This is a genomic window from Novosphingobium malaysiense (assembly GCF_000802225.1).
GTDB classification, from domain to species: domain Bacteria; phylum Pseudomonadota; class Alphaproteobacteria; order Sphingomonadales; family Sphingomonadaceae; genus Novosphingobium; species Novosphingobium malaysiense.
Genome location: NZ_JTDI01000003.1, coordinates 994,217 through 1,010,985 on the forward strand (window position 1 = coordinate 994,217; position 16,769 = coordinate 1,010,985).

The 16,769-nt window shown below is 63.6% G+C and carries 19 protein-coding genes; 7 read left to right on the forward strand and 12 right to left on the reverse strand.

Annotated elements, in window-relative coordinates:
• Positions 1 to 25: 25 nt before the first annotated feature.
• Positions 26 to 901 (forward strand): mechanosensitive ion channel family protein, encoded by an 876-nt coding sequence (locus LK12_RS12595; protein WP_039284198.1) that lies wholly within the window; start codon positions 26 to 28, stop codon positions 899 to 901.
• A gap of 69 nt (positions 902 to 970) precedes the next feature.
• A complete protein-coding gene (locus LK12_RS12600; protein ID WP_197063522.1) occupies positions 971 to 2,434 on the forward strand; it encodes an amidohydrolase family protein in 1,464 nt (487 codons plus the stop codon).
• 3 nt (positions 2,435 to 2,437) lie between these two features.
• Here the strand turns inward: LK12_RS12600 and LK12_RS12605 are convergent, their stop codons facing one another.
• Together LK12_RS12605 and LK12_RS12610 are read right to left on the reverse strand one after the other, a co-directional pair.
• Positions 2,438 to 2,728 (reverse strand): DUF2218 domain-containing protein, encoded by a 291-nt coding sequence (locus tag LK12_RS12605; RefSeq protein ID WP_331454144.1) that lies wholly within the window; start codon positions 2,726 to 2,728, stop codon positions 2,438 to 2,440.
• 5 nt (positions 2,729 to 2,733) lie between these two features.
• Positions 2,734 to 3,321, reverse strand: a complete 588-nt coding sequence (locus LK12_RS12610; protein WP_231568340.1) for a PadR family transcriptional regulator — start codon at positions 3,319 to 3,321, stop codon at positions 2,734 to 2,736.
• 205 nt (positions 3,322 to 3,526) lie between these two features.
• Here LK12_RS12610 and LK12_RS12615 point away from each other — a divergent pair, with 205 nt between their 5' ends.
• A complete protein-coding gene (locus LK12_RS12615; protein ID WP_039284208.1) occupies positions 3,527 to 6,244 on the forward strand; it encodes an ATP-dependent DNA helicase in 2,718 nt (905 codons plus the stop codon).
• Positions 6,245 to 6,283: 39 nt separating this feature from the next.
• Entirely contained in the window at positions 6,284 to 6,829 is a 546-nt protein-coding gene (locus tag LK12_RS12620) for a SixA phosphatase family protein (RefSeq protein WP_039284211.1), read from the forward strand.
• A 5-nt stretch (positions 6,830 to 6,834) separates the two neighbouring features.
• Here LK12_RS12620 and LK12_RS12625 read toward each other — a convergent pair whose 3' ends face one another.
• The 5 genes from LK12_RS12625 to rpmF all read right to left on the reverse strand — a co-directional run bounded on the left by LK12_RS12625 (position 6,835) and on the right by rpmF (position 9,908).
• On the reverse strand, positions 6,835 to 7,233 hold the full coding sequence (locus LK12_RS12625) for a MerR family transcriptional regulator (protein WP_039284215.1): 399 nt from the start codon (positions 7,231 to 7,233) through the stop codon (positions 6,835 to 6,837).
• Between the two features lie 14 nt (positions 7,234 to 7,247).
• A complete protein-coding gene (locus LK12_RS12630; RefSeq protein WP_039285296.1) occupies positions 7,248 to 7,544 on the reverse strand; it encodes an integration host factor subunit alpha in 297 nt (98 codons plus the stop codon).
• 114 nt (positions 7,545 to 7,658) lie between these two features.
• Positions 7,659 to 8,630 (reverse strand): beta-ketoacyl-ACP synthase III, encoded by a 972-nt coding sequence (locus LK12_RS12635; protein WP_156135472.1) that lies wholly within the window; start codon positions 8,628 to 8,630, stop codon positions 7,659 to 7,661.
• Positions 8,627 to 9,688, reverse strand: coding sequence for a phosphate acyltransferase PlsX (plsX, locus tag LK12_RS12640; protein ID WP_039284219.1), 1,062 nt, complete (start codon positions 9,686 to 9,688; stop codon positions 8,627 to 8,629). Before plsX ends, LK12_RS12635 begins: the two co-directional genes overlap by 4 nt.
• A gap of 40 nt (positions 9,689 to 9,728) precedes the next feature.
• Positions 9,729 to 9,908: a 50S ribosomal protein L32 gene (gene rpmF, locus LK12_RS12645; RefSeq protein ID WP_039284222.1), complete on the reverse strand. Its 180-nt coding sequence runs from the start codon at positions 9,906 to 9,908 to the stop codon at positions 9,729 to 9,731.
• Positions 9,909 to 10,070: 162 nt separating this feature from the next.
• On the opposite strand from rpmF, the gene LK12_RS12650 reads away from it, so the two are divergent.
• Positions 10,071 to 10,463, forward strand: a complete 393-nt coding sequence (locus LK12_RS12650) for an MAPEG family protein (protein ID WP_039284225.1) — start codon at positions 10,071 to 10,073, stop codon at positions 10,461 to 10,463.
• Positions 10,464 to 10,473: 10 nt separating this feature from the next.
• Here LK12_RS12650 and LK12_RS12655 read toward each other — a convergent pair whose 3' ends face one another.
• Both LK12_RS12655 and LK12_RS12660 read right to left on the reverse strand, forming a co-directional pair.
• Positions 10,474 to 11,151 carry an MBL fold metallo-hydrolase gene (locus LK12_RS12655; protein ID WP_039284228.1) on the reverse strand — a complete coding sequence of 226 codons (678 nt, stop codon included), beginning with the start codon at positions 11,149 to 11,151 and terminating at the stop codon, positions 10,474 to 10,476.
• Positions 11,152 to 11,203: 52 nt separating this feature from the next.
• On the reverse strand, positions 11,204 to 11,854 hold the full coding sequence (locus LK12_RS12660; protein WP_039284231.1) for a S24 family peptidase: 651 nt from the start codon (positions 11,852 to 11,854) through the stop codon (positions 11,204 to 11,206).
• 95 nt (positions 11,855 to 11,949) lie between these two features.
• Between LK12_RS12660 and LK12_RS12665 the strand changes: the two genes are divergently transcribed.
• Positions 11,950 to 12,150, forward strand: coding sequence for a hypothetical protein (locus LK12_RS12665; RefSeq protein WP_039284234.1), 201 nt, complete (start codon positions 11,950 to 11,952; stop codon positions 12,148 to 12,150).
• A complete protein-coding gene (locus LK12_RS12670) occupies positions 12,140 to 12,502 on the forward strand; it encodes a hypothetical protein (protein ID WP_052223366.1) in 363 nt (120 codons plus the stop codon). The genes LK12_RS12665 and LK12_RS12670 overlap by 11 nt, the downstream gene beginning before the upstream one ends.
• A gap of 19 nt (positions 12,503 to 12,521) precedes the next feature.
• On the opposite strand, the gene LK12_RS12675 is transcribed toward LK12_RS12670, so the two are convergent.
• From LK12_RS12675 to LK12_RS12685, 3 genes are all read right to left on the reverse strand, one after another.
• Positions 12,522 to 14,195 carry an acetolactate synthase large subunit gene (locus LK12_RS12675; RefSeq protein WP_039285301.1) on the reverse strand — a complete coding sequence of 558 codons (1,674 nt, stop codon included), beginning with the start codon at positions 14,193 to 14,195 and terminating at the stop codon, positions 12,522 to 12,524.
• Positions 14,196 to 14,344: 149 nt separating this feature from the next.
• Complete coding sequence (gene cysS / locus LK12_RS12680; protein WP_039284237.1) at positions 14,345 to 15,796, reverse strand: cysteine--tRNA ligase; 1,452 nt, start codon at positions 15,794 to 15,796, stop codon at positions 14,345 to 14,347.
• 33 nt (positions 15,797 to 15,829) lie between these two features.
• Positions 15,830 to 16,735 (reverse strand): multidrug DMT transporter permease, encoded by a 906-nt coding sequence (locus LK12_RS12685; protein WP_039284239.1) that lies wholly within the window; start codon positions 16,733 to 16,735, stop codon positions 15,830 to 15,832.
• Positions 16,736 to 16,769 lie beyond the last annotated feature (34 nt).

The window sequence follows — 16,769 nt, forward strand, 5'->3', positions numbered from 1 at the left end:
AAGGCACCGAAAGGACTGAAGAATCGTGAATTATGTCGCCATCCTGCGTGATGAACTCGAGGAAATGAGCAAGGCGTTCGTGCAGACCCTGCCCACGCTGGTCATCGCGCTGGTCATACTTTTCGCAACCTGGATCGTCGCTCGCGTGGCCGTGGCAGCGGTTTCCCGCATCACTGGCCGCACCACCCTGCGCGACGACCTCAAGCAATTGATCGACACGCTCGTCCGCCTAGTGGTCTGGATCCTGGGCATACTGATCGCACTGACCGTGGCGATCCCCAGCTTCACGCCGGCGGGCGCATTCACCAGTCTGGGTGTCGGCGCTCTGGCCATCGGCTTCGCATTCCAGGACATCTTCGAAAACTTTCTCGCCGGCGTGCTGATCATGCTGCGCGAAAAGATGAACATCGGCGATACCATCGAGTGCGAAGGGCTGTTGGGCAAAGTCGAGAAGATCACCCTGCGTGAGACGCACATTCGCCAGTTCTCCGGCGAACTGACAGTGGTGCCCAATTCGATGCTGTTCAAGAATCCGGTCGAGATCTACACCGACCAGCCCTTGCGCCGCTTCGACATCATTGTGGGCGTTTCCTACGACACCGATCTTTCCAAGGCGCAGCCGGTGATCCAGGGCGCGGTGGAAAGCGTGGAAGCGGTCGACAAGGAAAAGGGCGTGGTCGTCTTCGCCCAGGAATTCAATTCCAGCTCGGTCGACTTCCTCGTGCAGTGGTGGACCGACACCGTGGCCCAGGACCTGCGCCTGACGAAGAGCGAAGTGGTCATGGCGGTGAAGGCCGCACTCGACGAAGCGGGAATCGAAATTCCGTTCCCCTACGTTACCAATACCTTCAAGGAACCGCTGTCGCTGCAGCAGGTGCCGGAAGCCGCCAACGCGGCCTGACGAGGATCGCCCGCATCGGCGATGCTCTCCGGGGTTGCGCCGAGCGGACAGCAAGGCATCTTGGCCGGCATGATACGTCGATTCCTGCCGGCCTTGCGCCTCTTCGCCCGCTCCCTCGCGTTTTCGGGCGCGGTCTGCACAGCTTCTGCGACGCTCGCGGCCGAGACCGAAGGGCAGACAATCGTGCTGCGCCATGTCGACCTCGTCGATTTCAGCGAGGATGCCCCCCTGCGTTTGCATGACGGCATGGTGATCGTGTCCCAGGGCAGGATCACGTATGCTGGACCCATGTCGGGCGCGCCCTCGGTCAGGAACGCGCGTGACGTCGACGCGACGGGCCTCACGGCGATCCCCGGCCTCGCCGACATGCACGTTCACGTCTGGGACGAGGCGGAACTGGGCGCCTATCTCGCCCATGGCATCACGACCATCCGCAACATGTCCGGGATGCCGTTTCATCTCGACCTGCAACGCCGCCTGGAAACCGGGCAGATCGATGGTCCGCGGCTCGTCACCACGGGACCTATTCTCAACAGCCAAGGCGCGAATGCGCAGATCAACCATCAGCTGGTGGAAACGGCAGACGCGGCGAGAAAGGCCGTGGCCGATCAGGCAGAGGCGGGCTTCACCCGCCTGAAGGTCTATTCGAACCTAAAGCGGGCGCCCTACGAAGCGCTGCTGGACGAAGCACGCACTCGTGGACTGAAGATCACTGGCCATACCCCGGAGGGCGTCCGCCTCGACGGCATGCCCTTTGAGCGCCCTTTCTCGATCGGGTTCGAGGAAATCCTGGACGACGGGTTCGAGACCATCGAGCACGTCGAGTCGATCCTGTGGCACGGTCTTGCGGATGGGCGCGACGATGGCGCGGCGCGGGCCCTGGCACGCAGGATTGCCGCATCCGGCACCGCGGTAACGCCCACCCTGGTGGCCCACCACAATCTGGTGATGATGGCCCGAACCCATGGCGCGTACGCAGATCGGCCCGGCACAGAGACGCTGAACCCCGTCACCCAGGCCACGGAACAGGAATACATCGACGTCTGGTCGAAACAGGACGCGGCCCGGCACGAAGCAAAGGATGCCTGGCTCAGCCGCTTCACCCGGATGCTGGCAGAGGAAGGCGTCACCCTGGTGACCGGGAGCGATTCGGGGATATTTTCCAACGTCCCCGGTATATCGCTGCACGAGGAACTGGCGCTGATGCAGCGCGGCGGGATGAGCCCCTTTGCCGTACTCAAGGCATCCACCGCCAATGTCGCCAGTGTCCTGGGGGAGACAGGAAAGGCGGGCTGCCTGCTCCAGGGGTGCCGAGCCGATATCGTTCTGCTGGGATGTGATCCGCTCGAAGCTATCGCATGTACCAGACATGTCCGCGGCGTTCTCATGGGCGGACGGTGGTATGGTCCGGATAAACTTGCGGCCCTACAGGCTGCGGCAGCCCAGCCGGACCCCCAGCGCACGATCGAAAACCTGACCGAAGGCATGGCGGCTCAGGGCACCCCTCTCGATCCCGCCGCCCTCGGCCTCTGATCGTCAGCTTGCTGCCTCTTTCCAGGTCCAGTCGTACGCCAGCGGCGCTTCGCGGAAAGCGAAGCGATCGATGTGGCGGGCGACGACATCCGTGAGACGTTCGACCTCGCCGGCGTCGTCTCCGACGATGACAAGGGCAATGCCCTCGGCATCGGCATCCATCGTCACGATCGCGGAAGGGAATGTTACCCGCCCGCTGTCACCGTCGATCCGGGTCTCGAGCTTGTGGCTCCAGTGCTTGCAAAGCTGGCCAACGTACTTGCCGCCATTGTCGGTCTTCACCCGCGCGGTCATCGTGCTCACGTCTCGATCCTTTCGATCTTTCGAGTGGCTTCGTCGATTGCATCGGCAATCTGCAGGGCGAGGTCACGGTCCGCGCCTTCGTGATTGAGACGATCGAACACCGCCGTCTTCAATGCCTGCATCGCCCGGCGCACCGGAGCCGGATCAACCTTTTCGCGCTGCTGCGCCAGGGCCGTGAGTCTGGCCTTGAGCGATGCCGCCCTCTCGGAATCGGACTCGGCCTGTTGCCGGCCTTCTTCGGTCGCCTCGTAGGACTTTCGCGAGCTCTCATCGGCCACGACCGCAATCAGTCCGGATTCTTCCATGTACGTGAGCGCCGGATAGACCACGCCCGGGCTGGGCGCGTAGTCCCCACCCGACAACGCCTCGATCTCGCGGATCAGGTCATAGCCGTGCCGCGGCGCTTCGACGATCAGCGCCAGTAGCAGGGTCTGCAAATCGCCCTGGTCGAACAGCCGCTTGCGCCGACCGCCGTGCATGCCGGGACCGCGGCCGCCACCGTGCCCCCATCCGCGTCCCATACCACGCCCACCCCGGCGACCGCCGGAAAACGCCTCTTCGAAGCCGTCGCAACCGCCGCGCATCGAACCACTCCGCCTGCCACGAAGGCAGTGTCCATTGGTTACCATTGTGTCTCTCATCTCGGATTCCATAACTTTCATGATCGGTCTAAGATATATCTTAGCTAGGCACATGCAACCTGCAAAAAGGTATCGAGGTGTAATTTTCGGGTGACCGGGCGCCGCACCGCCGTTTCCAAGCGCAACCACGCCCCCTAAGACGTCGGTCATGGCTGCTCTGCCCATCTCCGCCCTCCACGCCAGTCACGGCGGTTGCTGGCTGCGTGAGGCGGACACCACCCGCATCGTGTCCAAGGGCGAAGCCGTCATGGCTGCCGCCGATACGCCGCTACTGATCCTGAACGCCCCTCTCGTGGCGACCCGCCTCGGCTACCCCGACCTGTCGGGCCTGGATCTGCTCGAGTTGTTCGCCTTCGTGCATCCAGCCCGCTTCGTGGTGCCCACGCCCAAAGGTCTCGCGCACGCGCTTGGTCTTTCCGAGCCTGCCGGTGATGCCGACGTCCCCGCCCTGCTGCAGCAGGCTGCCGGCGCACTGTTGGAAACGTGCGAATCCGCTGATTGGCCGGAACGCGAAGGCGCCTGGACCGCGCTGCAATCGCTCGTGCGCATGCGCTGGCCGTGGGCCACCCTGCTCACCGGGCGCATCGCCAAGCCGCAACGTGCCGAGCGTTGGCTGTTTTCACGATTGCCCGAATGGGAAGAAAGCCCCGACCTCCCGCAGCCGCGACAGATCTTCCTCGACAAGGACGACGTCCTGCGTCGGCTGGAGGACCTAACCGGTACTGGCGCCGAGCAGCGTCCCGGCCAACGCGCCTATGCCAGCGAAGCGACTTTCGCCTTCGAGCCACGCGAGACATCCGGCCACCCTCGCCTGCTGCTCGCACAAGCCGGCACCGGCATCGGCAAGACCCTCGGATATCTGGCCCCGGCGTCACTGTGGAGCGGTCAGGCCGGAGGTACGGTCTGGGTGTCGACCTACACCAAGGCGCTGCAACGCCAATTGCGGCACGAAAGCCGGCGCGCCTGGCCGGAGCGTCGGGCAGACGGCTCCCAGCCCGTAGTCGTCCGCAAGGGGCGCGAGAACTATCTTTGCCTGCTCAACCTCGAAGATGCGCTGCAAGGCGGCTTCGCAGGCCGGGCTGCGATTCTGGCACAACTCGTGGCGCGCTGGGCGGCCTACAGCCGCGACGGCGACATGATCGGCGGAGACCTTCCCGGATGGCTCGGCACGCTGTTTCGCCAGCGAGGGATCACGTCGCTCACAGACCGACGCGGCGAGTGCGTCTATGCGGGCTGTCCGCATTACCGCAAATGCTTCATCGAGCGGGCCTCGCGCGCCAGTGCGGGCGCCGATCTGGTCATCGCCAACCATGCGCTGGTCATGGTCAATGCCGCTCGCGGGCGAGACGTGGCCGCGCGGCCGACCCGTATCGTCTTCGATGAGGGCCATCACGTTTTCGATGCGGCCGATTCGACATTCGCGGCTGCGCTCAGCGGAACCGAGACCATCGAACTGCGCCGCTGGGTGATCGGCCCGGAAAAGACATCGCGCGGACGCCGCCGCGGTTTATCCGCTCGCCTTGCCGACATAGTCAGCTACGACGAGGCCGGCAGCAAGGCGATCGCCGCCGCACGTGCCGCAGCCGAAGCCATGCCGGGCGACGGCTGGATGCAGCGCATTGTCGAAGGTGCGCCCTGGGGACCGCTGGAAGAACTGCTCGCTGCAGTTCGCGCCACGGTCTATGCGCGCGATGAAAGCGGCGGCCAGGAGGCCGGCTATGGCCTGGAGACAGAAGCCGCGGGGCTCGACGGCGCCTTCATCGAGATCGCGCAGGCCGCGCGCGAAGCTCTGGCGGACTTGCGCCAGCCGCTGATCCGGCTCGGCGTCCGGCTCGAAGCCTTGCTCGAAGATCCGCCCGACTGGCTCGACGGTCCCGGACGTGCGCGGCTTGAAGGCGCGCGACATTCGCTGTCCTGGCGCATCGATACTCTGGCAGGGTGGGAAGCCCTGCTTGAACGGCTGGGTGGTCCGGCCGATCCGGAATATGTCGACTGGCTGGCCGTCGATCGCTCCGAAGCGCGCGAATTCGATATCGGCATTCACCGACGCTGGCTCGACCCGATGAAGCCTTTCGCCAAAGTCGTGCTCGAACCGGCGCACGGCGTCATCATGACCTCCGCGACGCTGCGCGACGGCGAGGACTGGGGCAAGGCGGTCGCCCGTTCCGGCGCTGGACATATCGGCGTCATGCCGCACCTCACGGCGCAGGATAGCCCGTTCGACTATGCCACGCAGGCCGAAGTCCTGATCGTCACCGACGTGCCCCGCGGAGACATTCCCGCGCTTGCGGCCGCTTATGCCCGCCTGATCGAAGCCTCGGGCGGTGGCGCACTCGGCTTGTTCACGGCGATACGTCGGCTGCGGGCCGTGCACGGCCGTATTGCCGACCGGCTCGCGCGCGCCGGCCTGCCGCTCTACGCACAACATGTCGATCCCATCGACACCGGCACGCTAGTAGACATCTTTCGCGACGATCCCGCAGCCTCACTACTCGGCACCGATGCCCTGCGCGACGGCGTCGACGTGCCGGGCCATTCGCTGCGACTGGTCGTGATGGAGCAAGTTCCATGGCCCCGGCCATCGATCCTTCACCGCGCACGGCGTCTCGCGGGGGGCGGTTCGGCCTACGACGATTCGCTGATCCGCGCCCGCCTCGCCCAGGCATTCGGCCGCCTGATCCGCAGCCGCGAGGATCACGGTCATTTCGTCGTGCTGTCCTCCGCATTCCCTTCTCGCCTGTTGACGGCCTTCCCTGCGGGAACGCCGATCCGAAGGATTTCTCTGGAGGAGGCTTTACATCGCGTAGCCGGCCATGCTTCAGGAGAAAGCAAGCACGAAGGCGAAGCCGCCCGCCCTCTGTTCTGATTTCCTCCTGAGTATTTTCGCCGAGAGTTGCCTGTCCGAATGAAGACGCTGGGAATCTTCCGTCACGCCAAATCGGACTGGAACGACGCGCGCCTGCGCGACTTCGACCGTCCGCTCAATACGCGTGGCCGGAAGGGCGCCGCCATCATGGGCAAGCATATCCGCGATCACGCCGTAGGCTGGAAGCGTATCCTCGCCTCCCCTGCGGTTCGGGTCACGCAGACCATCGAACTGGCTGGCGAGGCCGCCGGGGAAACGCCGCCGATAACGTGGGACCGGCGCATCTACCTGGCCAATTCCGCCACGCTCATGGACGTGTTGCGCGAACAGGAAGGTGATCCGCCCTCGATCATTCTCATCGGCCACAACCCCGGTCTTGAAGACCTGATCTTCGATCTCGTGCCCGACGATGGCACGAGCCCGCTGCGCGATATCGTCGAAGAGAAGTTTCCCACCGCCGCCTATGCCGTGCTGGAACTGGATATCGACAGTTGGGCCGACATCGACGAGGGCTGCGGACGCCTTGCCCATCTGGTGCGGCCGCGCGACCTCGATCCCGCCTTGGGACCCAGCGCAGTCGATTGATCGGCTCAGGCCGCAGCCAGCGCGTCGGCAAGCATGCCACGAAGTGAGACAAGATCCTCGAGAAGCGATGCGTTCGCGCCGATATCGTTCGCGTCCGCTTCCGTAGCCGCCTCCCCGGACGCCGAGCTCCTCGCCCGTTCCGAAATCGCCTTGCAGGCGCCGCGCAAGGTGTACCCTTCGCGATGTACCAATCGATCGATCTCGGCGATCAGGGCGACATCCTGCGGCCGGTAGTACCGGCGCCCGCCACTGCGCTTGATTGGCTGGAGGCGGGGAAACTGCTCTTCCCAGTAACGCAGGACATGCTGCTTGATGCCCAGAGCGCGTGCCACTTCACCAATCGTGCGCAACGCTTCGGGATCCTTCCCGTCGTCGAATACGAGCTGTTCTTGCGTGCCGCTCATCGTCCCTCCGGCCATCAGGTCCCGGCGATACGGTCCTTGAGCATCTGACTGGCGCGAAACGTCATGACCCGTCGGGGCGTGATCGGAACCTCGACGCCCGTCTTGGGATTGCGGCCGATCCGCTCTCCCTTGTCGCGCAACAAAAAGGTTCCAAACCCCGAAATCTTGACGTTCTCCCCCTCACTCAGGGCCTGCGTCATATGTTGGAGTATGGACTCCACCATCGCAAGGGACTCCGATCTGGAGAGCCCAAGCTTTCTGTGGATCGCTTCCGCGATTTCGGCCCTGGTAAGTGTCTCCGTGGAGCGCATCATGCCCGCATTCCCCTAACGTGCGCTAACCCCCGCGCACGATCATATGAAATTATTGGGGAAAAGCAATCCTAGGTGCAATAATGAACTTTAACTTGCGCTCGCGCCTCAAATTTACATGCGAATGAGACTTGCGCCCCACGTAAAACCCCCGCCCATGGCTTCGAGCATGACGAGGTCGCCTTTGACGATCCGGCCGTCGCGAACCGCCTGATCGAGAGCCAGCGGGACGGACGCGGCAGAAGTATTTGCATGCTGCCCGACGGTCATTACGACCTTCTCAGGCGAGAGATTCAGTTTCTTGGCCGTGGCATCGAGAATGCGGGCATTGGCCTGATGCGGCACCAGCCAATCGATGTCGGAAGTGGAAAGACCAGCCTCTTCAATGACTTCCTTGAGGACATCGGCAAGGTTCACGACAGCGTGGCGAAAAACTTCACGCCCCTTCATGCGCAGCTTGCCGACCGTGCCCGTCGTCGAAGGCCCGCCGTCGACAAAGAGCAGCTGGTTGTGTGCGCCATCGGCATGCAGACGCGTGGCGAGAATGCCGCGCTGCTGTTCGCCTTCCTGTTCCTGCGCTTCCAGGACGACGGCGCCGGCACCGTCGCCGAACAGGACGCAGGTGGTGCGATCTTCCCAGTCGAGGATGCGGCTGAAGGTTTCGGAACCGATCACCAGAGCGCGTTTTGCCATGCCGCTGCGCAACATCGAATCGGCAACACCCAATGCATAGAGGAAGCCCGAGCATACGGCGGCCACGTCGAATGCGATGCCGCCCCTGCACCCCAGGTTGTTCTGGACGGTGGTGGCGGTGGCCGGAAAGGTCTGGTCGGGCGTGGCCGTGGCAAGAATGATCAGGTCGATCGTCGCCGCCTCGATGCCGGCCGCTTCCAGCGCCTTCGTCGCGGCATCGGTGGCGAGGCTGGAGGTGGTCTCATCCGGTCCGGCCACGTAACGGTTGGAAATACCGGTGCGTTCGACGATCCATTCATCGCTGGTGTCGACTTGCTTTGCCAGTTCGGCATTGCTGACTGCGCGGCGCGGAAGGGCCGAGCCGGTACCCAGGAGAACCGAACGCAGCATCAGGCGCGCTCTTCCTGCGTTCGCGGCATGCGCCAGGATTCCCCGCCCACACGGGCGAGGTCTGCAGTAATGCGCTCGGTCACGTTTTCCTCCAGCAGCCGCGCGGTAACCGCGACGGCATTGGCCACACCTGCGGCGTTGGCCCCGCCATGGCTCTTCACGACAATGCCATTGAGGCCAAGGAAGACGGCGCCGTTATGGTTGTTTGGATCGAGATGATGCTTGAGCAGTTCCGTCGCCGGGCGCGAGATCAGGAAACCGATCTTCGAGCGCAACGAACTCGCAAAGCTGCGCCGCAGGAGATCCGCGACGAAGCGGGCAGTCCCTTCGACGGCCTTGAGAGCGATATTTCCGGAGAATCCGTCGGTCACCACGACATCGACGTCGCCGCGGCACATCTTGTCGGCTTCGGTGAAGCCATCAAAGGAAATCGCGAGATCCTCTGCCGCACCTTTCAGCGTTGCCGCCGCATCGCGCAGGAGGTCGGTACCCTTGATTTCCTCTGTGCCGATGTTGAGCAAGCGCACGCGCGGCTCGTTGCGCCCCGTGGCGACGCGCGCATAGGCCGAACCCATGATCGCGAACTGCACGAGGTTGCGGCTGTCGCACTCGGTGTTGGCGCCGAGATCAAGCATGATCACGTCGTTATCGCCGAGTGTCGGCAAGAGGGCGGCCAGCGCGGGGCGATCGATGCCCGGCATCGTGCGCAGCGTGAGCTTGGCAATCGCCATCAGCGCACCGGTATTGCCGGCACTGACGGCAGCACCGGCATCGCCGTTCTTCACCGCCTGAATGGCGCGCCCCATCGACGTGGTCTTGGCGCGGCGAAGGGCCTGGCTGGGCTTGTCCTCGCCGCTGATGACATCGTCGGTGTGCAGGATTTCGGAGCTGGCCCGCAGGTTCGGGTGCTTTTCGAGTGCGGCCTTGATCCGCGTCTCGTCCCCGACCAGCAGGAACTTGAACTGGTCGTGCCGACGGCGCGCAAGCGCGGCGCCCTCGATCATGACGCGCACGCCCTCATCACCGCCCATCGCGTCAACGGCGATACGCGGCAAACTCATGGGCTCTCTCCGAAACTCGAAATTCTAAGACTTTGACGTCTTAGATCTCGACCGCGACGATTTCACGGCCATTGTAGTGGCCGCAAGCGTTGCAGAGGTTGTGCGGACGCTTCAGTTCGCCGCAGTTCGGGCATTCGTGGAACGCTTCAGCCTTGAGGGCATCGTGGCTGCGGCGCATGCCCCGGCGGGACGGGGTCGTTTTTCTCTTAGGGACAGCCATTTCGGCACCTGTTCCTGAAAATGCGATTATGTCAAAAAGGCCGCCGATGACCGTTGGCGGACACGGCGGCTTGCGAAGGCGCGCCTATACCCGATTTCTGACGAGTTGCAACCCGTTCGTGCCTGCCCCATGAACTCTCCCGCCCGAGGGGAGAGCAATTCCATGATTCTGCAAACGACACTGAGCCTTGCCGCAGCCGCGGCGATAATCAACATCTGGCTGGCGTTCCGGGCCGGCAAGATGCGCATGAACACGAAGATCATGCATGGCGACGGCGGAAATCCGATGCTTCTGCAACGCATGCGCGCCCAAGCCAATTTCGTCGAGAACACGCCTTTCGTCCTGATCCTCGTCGCCGCCATCGAAATGACCGGCAAGGGCGGCACCTGGCTCGCCATTGTCGGATCCGTCTATCTCCTCGCGCGCCTCAGCCATGCATTCGGAATGGACAAGTCCGAAGCCAATCCGCTGCGCGCCGTCGGTTTCCTGGTGACAGCCCTGACCTTGGTGGGGCTGGCCGCCGTAGCCGTTCTGATAGCCCTCGGCCGCTTCTAGCGCGGCAGGTTCAGACCGGCAGCCCGCGCTTGATCGCCGCATCGCTCACGTAAGGGTTGGTGCGGCGTTCCTCGCCGAAGGTGCTGACCGGGCCATGCCCCGGCACGAAGGTCACGTCGTCGCCGAGCGGCCAGAGCTTCTTGGTGATCGATTCGATCAGGTCATCCAGATTGCCGCGCGGAAAGTCCCAACGCCCGATACCGCCCTGGAACAGCACGTCGCCGACGATGGCGAACTTGCTGGGCGCGTGATGGAACACCACGTGCCCGGGCGTATGACCGGGACAGTGGATCACATCGAGTTCCAGTTCGCCGACCGTGACCGTGTCCCCGTCTTCAAGCCAGCGGTCGGGTTCGAAGGTGTGCGCTTCCATGTTCCAGCGCGCCCCGTCGTCGTCGAGCTGGGCAATCCAGAAGCGATCCTCTTCCTGCGGGCCCTCGATGGGAACGCCCATTTCCTTGGCGAGCACGCCGGCCTGTCCGCAGTGATCGAGGTGGCCATGCGTCAGGAGAACCTTCTCCAGCGTCACGCCGGTCTTCTCCAGCGCCTCCTTCAACTTCGGCAGATCGCCGCCCGGATCGACCAGGGCGCCGCGCATGGTCTTGGTGCACCACAGGAGCGAACAGTTCTGCTGGAGCGGCGTGACGGGAATGATGCCGACGCGCATCGGCTGGCTTGTCTCGGTCATGTGTCCGGAAATGGCGGCAGTGAACGTCGATTGCAACCGCTGCGATGCAGCATCAGATCCGCCCGCCCTTCCATACCACCCGGCCGATCACCTCCACCTCGTCGGGCCGGCACTCGATCGGACGATAGACCGGGTTGTCGCTGAGCAGCACGACGAGGCCGGGCCGGCTGGTTTCCACCCGCTTGACCAGGAGGTTGTCTTCCAGTCGCAGGACGTGAATCCCATCCCGCAAGCCCTGGACGGTGCGATCGACGAGGATCTCGTCACCGTCGCGCAGCGTCGGGTCCATCGAATCGCCGGTCACGGCAATGGCCGAGAGACTTTCGACCCGCAGCCCCATGCTTCGCAACCAGCGCGCGGAAAAGCGGATCGTGTCGAATACCGCCTCTTCGCCATCGAGGGTGCCGGGCCCTGCGGACGCCCCAAGCGTCAGGCGCGGAACATCGACCCACCCCGGCGCCCCCACGGGATCTACCGCAATGAAGGAATTATCCTTCAACTTACCCAGCTCGGTCTCGTCCACACCGAAGAACCGCGCCAGCATCGCACGATCGCCTTCCTCCAGCTTGCGAGGACTGCCCTTCCTGACAAACTGCTGCAAATAACTGGGGTTCTTGCCGATCATGCGCGATAGTGACGCCAGGCTGACCCGGCGGGCATCGGCCAGTTCAAGCAAACGTCGAGGGGTGTCGGCGATTTCCATCTTGTAATGGGTATATGAAAGAATTTTCCTAGACAAGTAGGATTTCCATTGGAACATTAGAGGAACATCAGCAAAGAACGGAAGGACCTGCCACGATGCTCCTGCCCCGGATCGAGCGCTTCCTGCGCCAGACCGACATGCCCTGCACAAAGTTCGGCCGCCTAGCGGCCCACGATCCGCGCTTCGTTCTCGACCTGCGCAATGGCCGCATCCCCCGCGAGCGCACCGCGAGCCGCGTCGAATCGTTCATGACCGCCTATCTCGCCCGTACACAGGAGAGCAGCCATGCACGTTGACCCCCAAGGCGCCGACTGCATCTCGCCGAGAGCGCCCGGACGCGGCCCGTGGCTGCGCCTGCTGTCGCAGGTCCTGCAGCTGGCCGGCCCGCAGGCCGAATTTCTCACCCATGCGGAGCGTCCCTGGACCAGCGCGACCTTCGAAGGCACGCGGCATATCGTCATTCTGGCGTTCCGGGGACGCGATGCCATGGAGCGGGGAGAAGCCTTCGGCAGCGCCCTGCCCGATCACGAGTTCGATATTCCCGGCCACCTCGTCGCCGATGCCGCCATTGCCAGCATCGAACGTGAAAACGGCCCCTCCCCGCAAATGCGGGTCGAGGCCGACTTTCTCCTGCTGCGCGACTGCTGAGAGGTCGCGCATTCGCCCGCTAGAGCGCCCGGGACAGGTCCTTGATCTCCGTGTTGAGAATCCGGTCGTTCTCCGAATAGTCGACCGGACAGTCGATCAGGTGGACACCGGGCGTATCGCGGCAATGGGCCAGCAGTTCGCGAAGGTGCTTGGCACTCTCGACGCGGTGACCGTTGGCACCATAGCTCTGCGCATACTGGACGAAGTCGGGATTGCCGTAATCCAGTCCGAAGTCCTCGAAACCCATGTTCGACTGCTTCCAGCGGATCATGCCATAGGCGTTGTCGTTCAGCACCAGCACCGTGAGATTGAGCCCCAGGCGGACGGCGGTTTCCAGCTCCTGGCTGTTCATCATGAAGCCGCCATCGCCGCAGATGGCGAATATCTTGCGGTCCGGATAGACCATGGCGCTTGCCATCGCCGAAGGCAGCCCGGCACCCATGGTAGCGAGCGCGTTGTCGAGCAGGACCGTGTTCGGCTTGCATGCCACATAGCCACGCGCGAACCAGATCTTGTAGATGCCGTTGTCGAGGCAGATGATCGCATCGTCCGGCAATGCATCGCGCACCTGCTGGACCAGATGCGGCGGAAAGATCGGGAAGCGTTCGTCCGCAGCAAGCTTGGCCGTGTGCGCCACTTCCGCCTTGCGGTATTCCAGCATGCCGTCGAAGTCCCACTTGGGCGACGGCGTGATCGCTTCCTTGATCTGCCACATGGCATTGGCGATGTCGCCGATCACCTCGATCTGCGGGAAGTACACCGGATCGACTTCGGCGGTCTTCGTCGAGATATGAACGACCGTGCGCTCATGCTGGTTCGCTTCGTTATGCATGAAGAACGGCGGCTTCTCGATCACGTCGTGACCGATGTTCACGATGCAGTCGGACGCTTCGATGGCACGGTGGACGAAATCGCCGGCCGACAGCGCCGCACAGCCGAGAAACTTGGGATGGCGCTCGTCGATGACGCCCTTGCCGAGCTGGGTCGTCAGGAAAGGGATGCCGGTCTTTTCGACAAACTCGTTGAGCATCTTGCCTGTCATCTTGCGATTGGCGCCAGCGCCGATGACAAGGACCGGACGCCGGGCCTTTTCCAGTGCCTCGCAGGCCTGGACGATGGATTTCACATCGGCCGTGGGACGGCGGACGATGGAACGGGGCACGGGCCGCGATTCGGTATACTCGTCGGCGATGTCCTCGGGCAGTTCGATGTGTGTCGCGCCGGGCTTTTCTTCCTCGGCAATTCGAAAGGCCTCGCGCAGGCGGCTCGGAATGTTGTCCGACGAAGCCATCTGGTGCGCATACTTGGTGATCGGATGCATCATCGCGACCACGTCGAGGATCTGGAAACGGCCCTGCTTCGACTTCTTGATCGGCTTCTGACCGGTGATCATCATCATCGGCATGCCGCCAAGCGTCGCATAGGCCGCCGCGGTCACGAGATTGGTCGCGCCCGGCCCCAGCGTCGACAGGCAGACGCCTGCCTTGCCGGTGTGCCGTCCGTAGGTAGCCGCCATGAAGCCGGCACCCTGCTCGTGACGCGTCAGAATGAGTTTGATCTTGGACGAGCGCGAAAGCGAATCGAGAAAATCCAGATTTTCTTCACCCGGAACCCCAAAAACGTACTCGACGCCTTCCGCTTCAAGGCATTGCACGAACAGATCAGACGCCTTGGTCTTGTCAGCTTCTGCCACGACCATTCCTCCCATTGCCGGTCATTGTCCGGGTAACAGGAAGCCCGGCCATTCCCGAAGCGAAATACACGCCTTGGCCGGGAAATCGTCCTGATGGAATTGCCAGCTAGCAGTTGCATCAAAGCCGGGGCGTAGAAACCTGCCGCAGGTCAGCCGAGCTTCCATTCCCAACCGAGCGGATCGCCGTCCATCACCTCGACCCCACGCACCGCCAGTTCGTCGCGCAAGGCGTCCGAAGCGGCGAAGTCCTTGTCCGCGCGGGCCTGCTTGCGGCGTGCGAGCACGTCCTCGATCTCGGCCTCGGCGATCTCGGCGGCCTTCGGCCTGATGCGCAGGTCGGCGCGCGTCATGCCGAACAGGCGCAGCCCGAGCACGCCATCCATCAGCTCGACAGCAGCCCGCTTTGCGGTGGGATCGACCTTCTTGGCGGACAGCACGTCTTCCAGCGCGGTGAGCGCGACGGGCGTATTGAGATCCTCGCTCATGGCCTTGTCGAAGGCATCGAGCATGGGCGCCAACTTCTGATGGCAGGCCTCACCGGCCTCCACATCGGCCAGACGCTCGGCCGCCATAAGCATGCGCTTGAGGCGCGTGAGCGCTGCACCCAGCCCTTCCCAGCTGAATTCCAGCTCGCTGCGGTAATGCGCCTGCAGGCACATCATGCGGTAGGCGAGCGGGTGGTAGCCCTTGTCGATCAGCAGCTGCAGCCGCAGGAACTCGCCCGAGGACTTGCTCATCTTGCCCGAACGCTCGACGAGAAAGTTGTTGTGCATCCACACGCGCGCGCCCGAATTGGCGGGCACGTCGAGTCCGTTGGTGCAGCAGAACGCCTGATTCTGCGCGATCTCGTTGGGATGGTGGATTTCGCGGTGGTCGATGCCCCCGGTGTGGATGTCGAAGGGGAAGCCCAGCAGGTCGCCGGACATCACCGAGCATTCGAGGTGCCAGCCCGGCGCTCCCTTGCCCCAGGGCGAATCCCATTCCATCTGCCGCTTCTCGCCCGGCGGGGTCTTGCGCCAGATCGCGAAGTCGGCGGCGTTGCGCTTGCCCTCCACGGTTTCGATCCGGCCTTCGCCTTCCTCGGTCACCGCACGCGCCAGGCGGCCATAGTCGGCCACCGTCGAGACATCGAAATAGAGGCCGCTGTCGAGCTCGTAGCAGTGCTTATCGGCAATCGACTTCGCGAAGTCGATCATCTGCGGCACATAATCTGTAGCGATCGACCACTTGGCCGGCTCGCGAATGTTGAGTGCCTTGATGTCGGCCCAGTACGCCTCGGTATAGTGCCTGGCGATGTCCCAGATGGACTGCGCCCGCTCGGCCGCCATCTTCTCCATCTTGTCCTCGCCCGCGTCGGCATCGTCGGTGAGGTGACCGACGTCGGTGATGTTGATGACGTGGGTGAGCTTGTAGCCCTTGTAGCTCAGCGTGCGGCCCAGAACGTCTGCAAAGACATAAGCGCGCATGTTGCCGATGTGCGGGTAGTTGTAGACCGTCGGCCCGCAGGTGTAGACGCGCGCCTCGCCTTCATGAACGGGCTGGAACGGCTCGAGCTGGCGAGTGAGGCTGTTGAAGAGCGTGAGGGATTGCGCGTCGGTCATGGGCACGGGGCATTAGGCGGCGCGCCGTCCCAGTCAAGCGTGCGACACCATCAGGACCGCTACGCCGAGCGTGATCAGCATGAAACCGAACCATTCGCGGGCAGTAAGCCAGCGACCGGAGACGTACCGCGACATCACCGCGACAACCGGCATCTCTATCAAAGCCAGCGTGCGCACGTTCGCCGCCAGCGTAAGCGAGAACGAAATGAACCATCCCGCCGATGCCAAAGCACCAAGCGCGCCCGCCAGCACGCTCAGCCGCCATTCTCGCAGCGACCCGAAGAAACCGGAGGCATCCTTCACCACGAACCACACCGCCAGCGTCGCGGACTGGATCGCCAGCGAGACCACCAGCATCGTCAGGCTGCGCAGCATGAAACCGCCCTGCGGCACCAGATCGATCGACGCGCGAAAACAGATCGCGGTGAGGCCGAACAGCGCCCCACTGGCAACGCCCACGACCAGCGGCTTCCACTCCCTGAGCTTGGCCGCACTGTCTCCCATGCGCAGCGACGCCATGACCACACCGACGGTCACGATCAGCACGGCGACCCAGCCAAGCCACGACAGACGGTCGCCGATCATCACGAAACCGAGGACAGCCACCGTCACCGGCTCGGTCTTGATGTAGGCATAGGCCACGCCGAAATCGCGCTTGGCCATCACCACCAGCATCAGCGCCGTGGCGACGATCTGGGTAACCGACCCTGCAAACGACCACGCCAGCGCCTCGGTAGGGATCGACGGGATCGGGGCCGGGACAAAAGAGAGATAAGTTGCCAGCAGGATCGCGGCGAACGGCAACCCGTAAACGAAGCGCACCTGCGTGCCGCCGACAGTGCCGATGCGGGCCGTCAGGCGCGATTGCACGGCGTTTCGCAGAACCTGCGCAAACGCAGCCATCAGTGTGAACGGCACCCAAAGAAGGGCGTGCGTCACGACCGTCCCCCGGAATTGGCGAAAGACGCGCCGC

Excerpts from the sequence above, each read along its gene's own strand:
- LK12_RS12600 (WP_197063522.1), top strand. The coding sequence starts at position 971 with ATGATACGTCGATTCCTGCCGGCCTTGCGCCTCTTCGCCCGCTCCCTC.
- LK12_RS12605 (WP_331454144.1), bottom strand. The coding sequence starts at position 2,728 with ATGACCGCGCGGGTGAAGACCGACAATGGCGGCAAGTACGTTGGCCAG.
- LK12_RS12610 (WP_231568340.1), bottom strand. The coding sequence starts at position 3,321 with ATGCGCGGCGGTTGCGACGGCTTCGAAGAGGCGTTTTCCGGCGGTCGC.
- LK12_RS12615 (WP_039284208.1), top strand. The coding sequence starts at position 3,527 with ATGGCTGCTCTGCCCATCTCCGCCCTCCACGCCAGTCACGGCGGTTGC.
- LK12_RS12620 (WP_039284211.1), top strand. The coding sequence starts at position 6,284 with ATGAAGACGCTGGGAATCTTCCGTCACGCCAAATCGGACTGGAACGAC.
- LK12_RS12625 (WP_039284215.1), bottom strand. The coding sequence starts at position 7,233 with ATGAGCGGCACGCAAGAACAGCTCGTATTCGACGACGGGAAGGATCCC.
- LK12_RS12630 (WP_039285296.1), bottom strand. The coding sequence starts at position 7,544 with ATGCGCTCCACGGAGACACTTACCAGGGCCGAAATCGCGGAAGCGATC.
- plsX (WP_039284219.1), bottom strand. The coding sequence starts at position 9,688 with ATGAGTTTGCCGCGTATCGCCGTTGACGCGATGGGCGGTGATGAGGGC.
- rpmF (WP_039284222.1), bottom strand. The coding sequence starts at position 9,908 with ATGGCTGTCCCTAAGAGAAAAACGACCCCGTCCCGCCGGGGCATGCGC.
- LK12_RS12650 (WP_039284225.1), top strand. The coding sequence starts at position 10,071 with ATGATTCTGCAAACGACACTGAGCCTTGCCGCAGCCGCGGCGATAATC.
- LK12_RS12655 (WP_039284228.1), bottom strand. The coding sequence starts at position 11,151 with ATGACCGAGACAAGCCAGCCGATGCGCGTCGGCATCATTCCCGTCACG.
- LK12_RS12660 (WP_039284231.1), bottom strand. The coding sequence starts at position 11,854 with ATGGAAATCGCCGACACCCCTCGACGTTTGCTTGAACTGGCCGATGCC.
- LK12_RS12665 (WP_039284234.1), top strand. The coding sequence starts at position 11,950 with ATGCTCCTGCCCCGGATCGAGCGCTTCCTGCGCCAGACCGACATGCCC.
- LK12_RS12670 (WP_052223366.1), top strand. The coding sequence starts at position 12,140 with ATGCACGTTGACCCCCAAGGCGCCGACTGCATCTCGCCGAGAGCGCCC.
- cysS (WP_039284237.1), bottom strand. The coding sequence starts at position 15,796 with ATGACCGACGCGCAATCCCTCACGCTCTTCAACAGCCTCACTCGCCAG.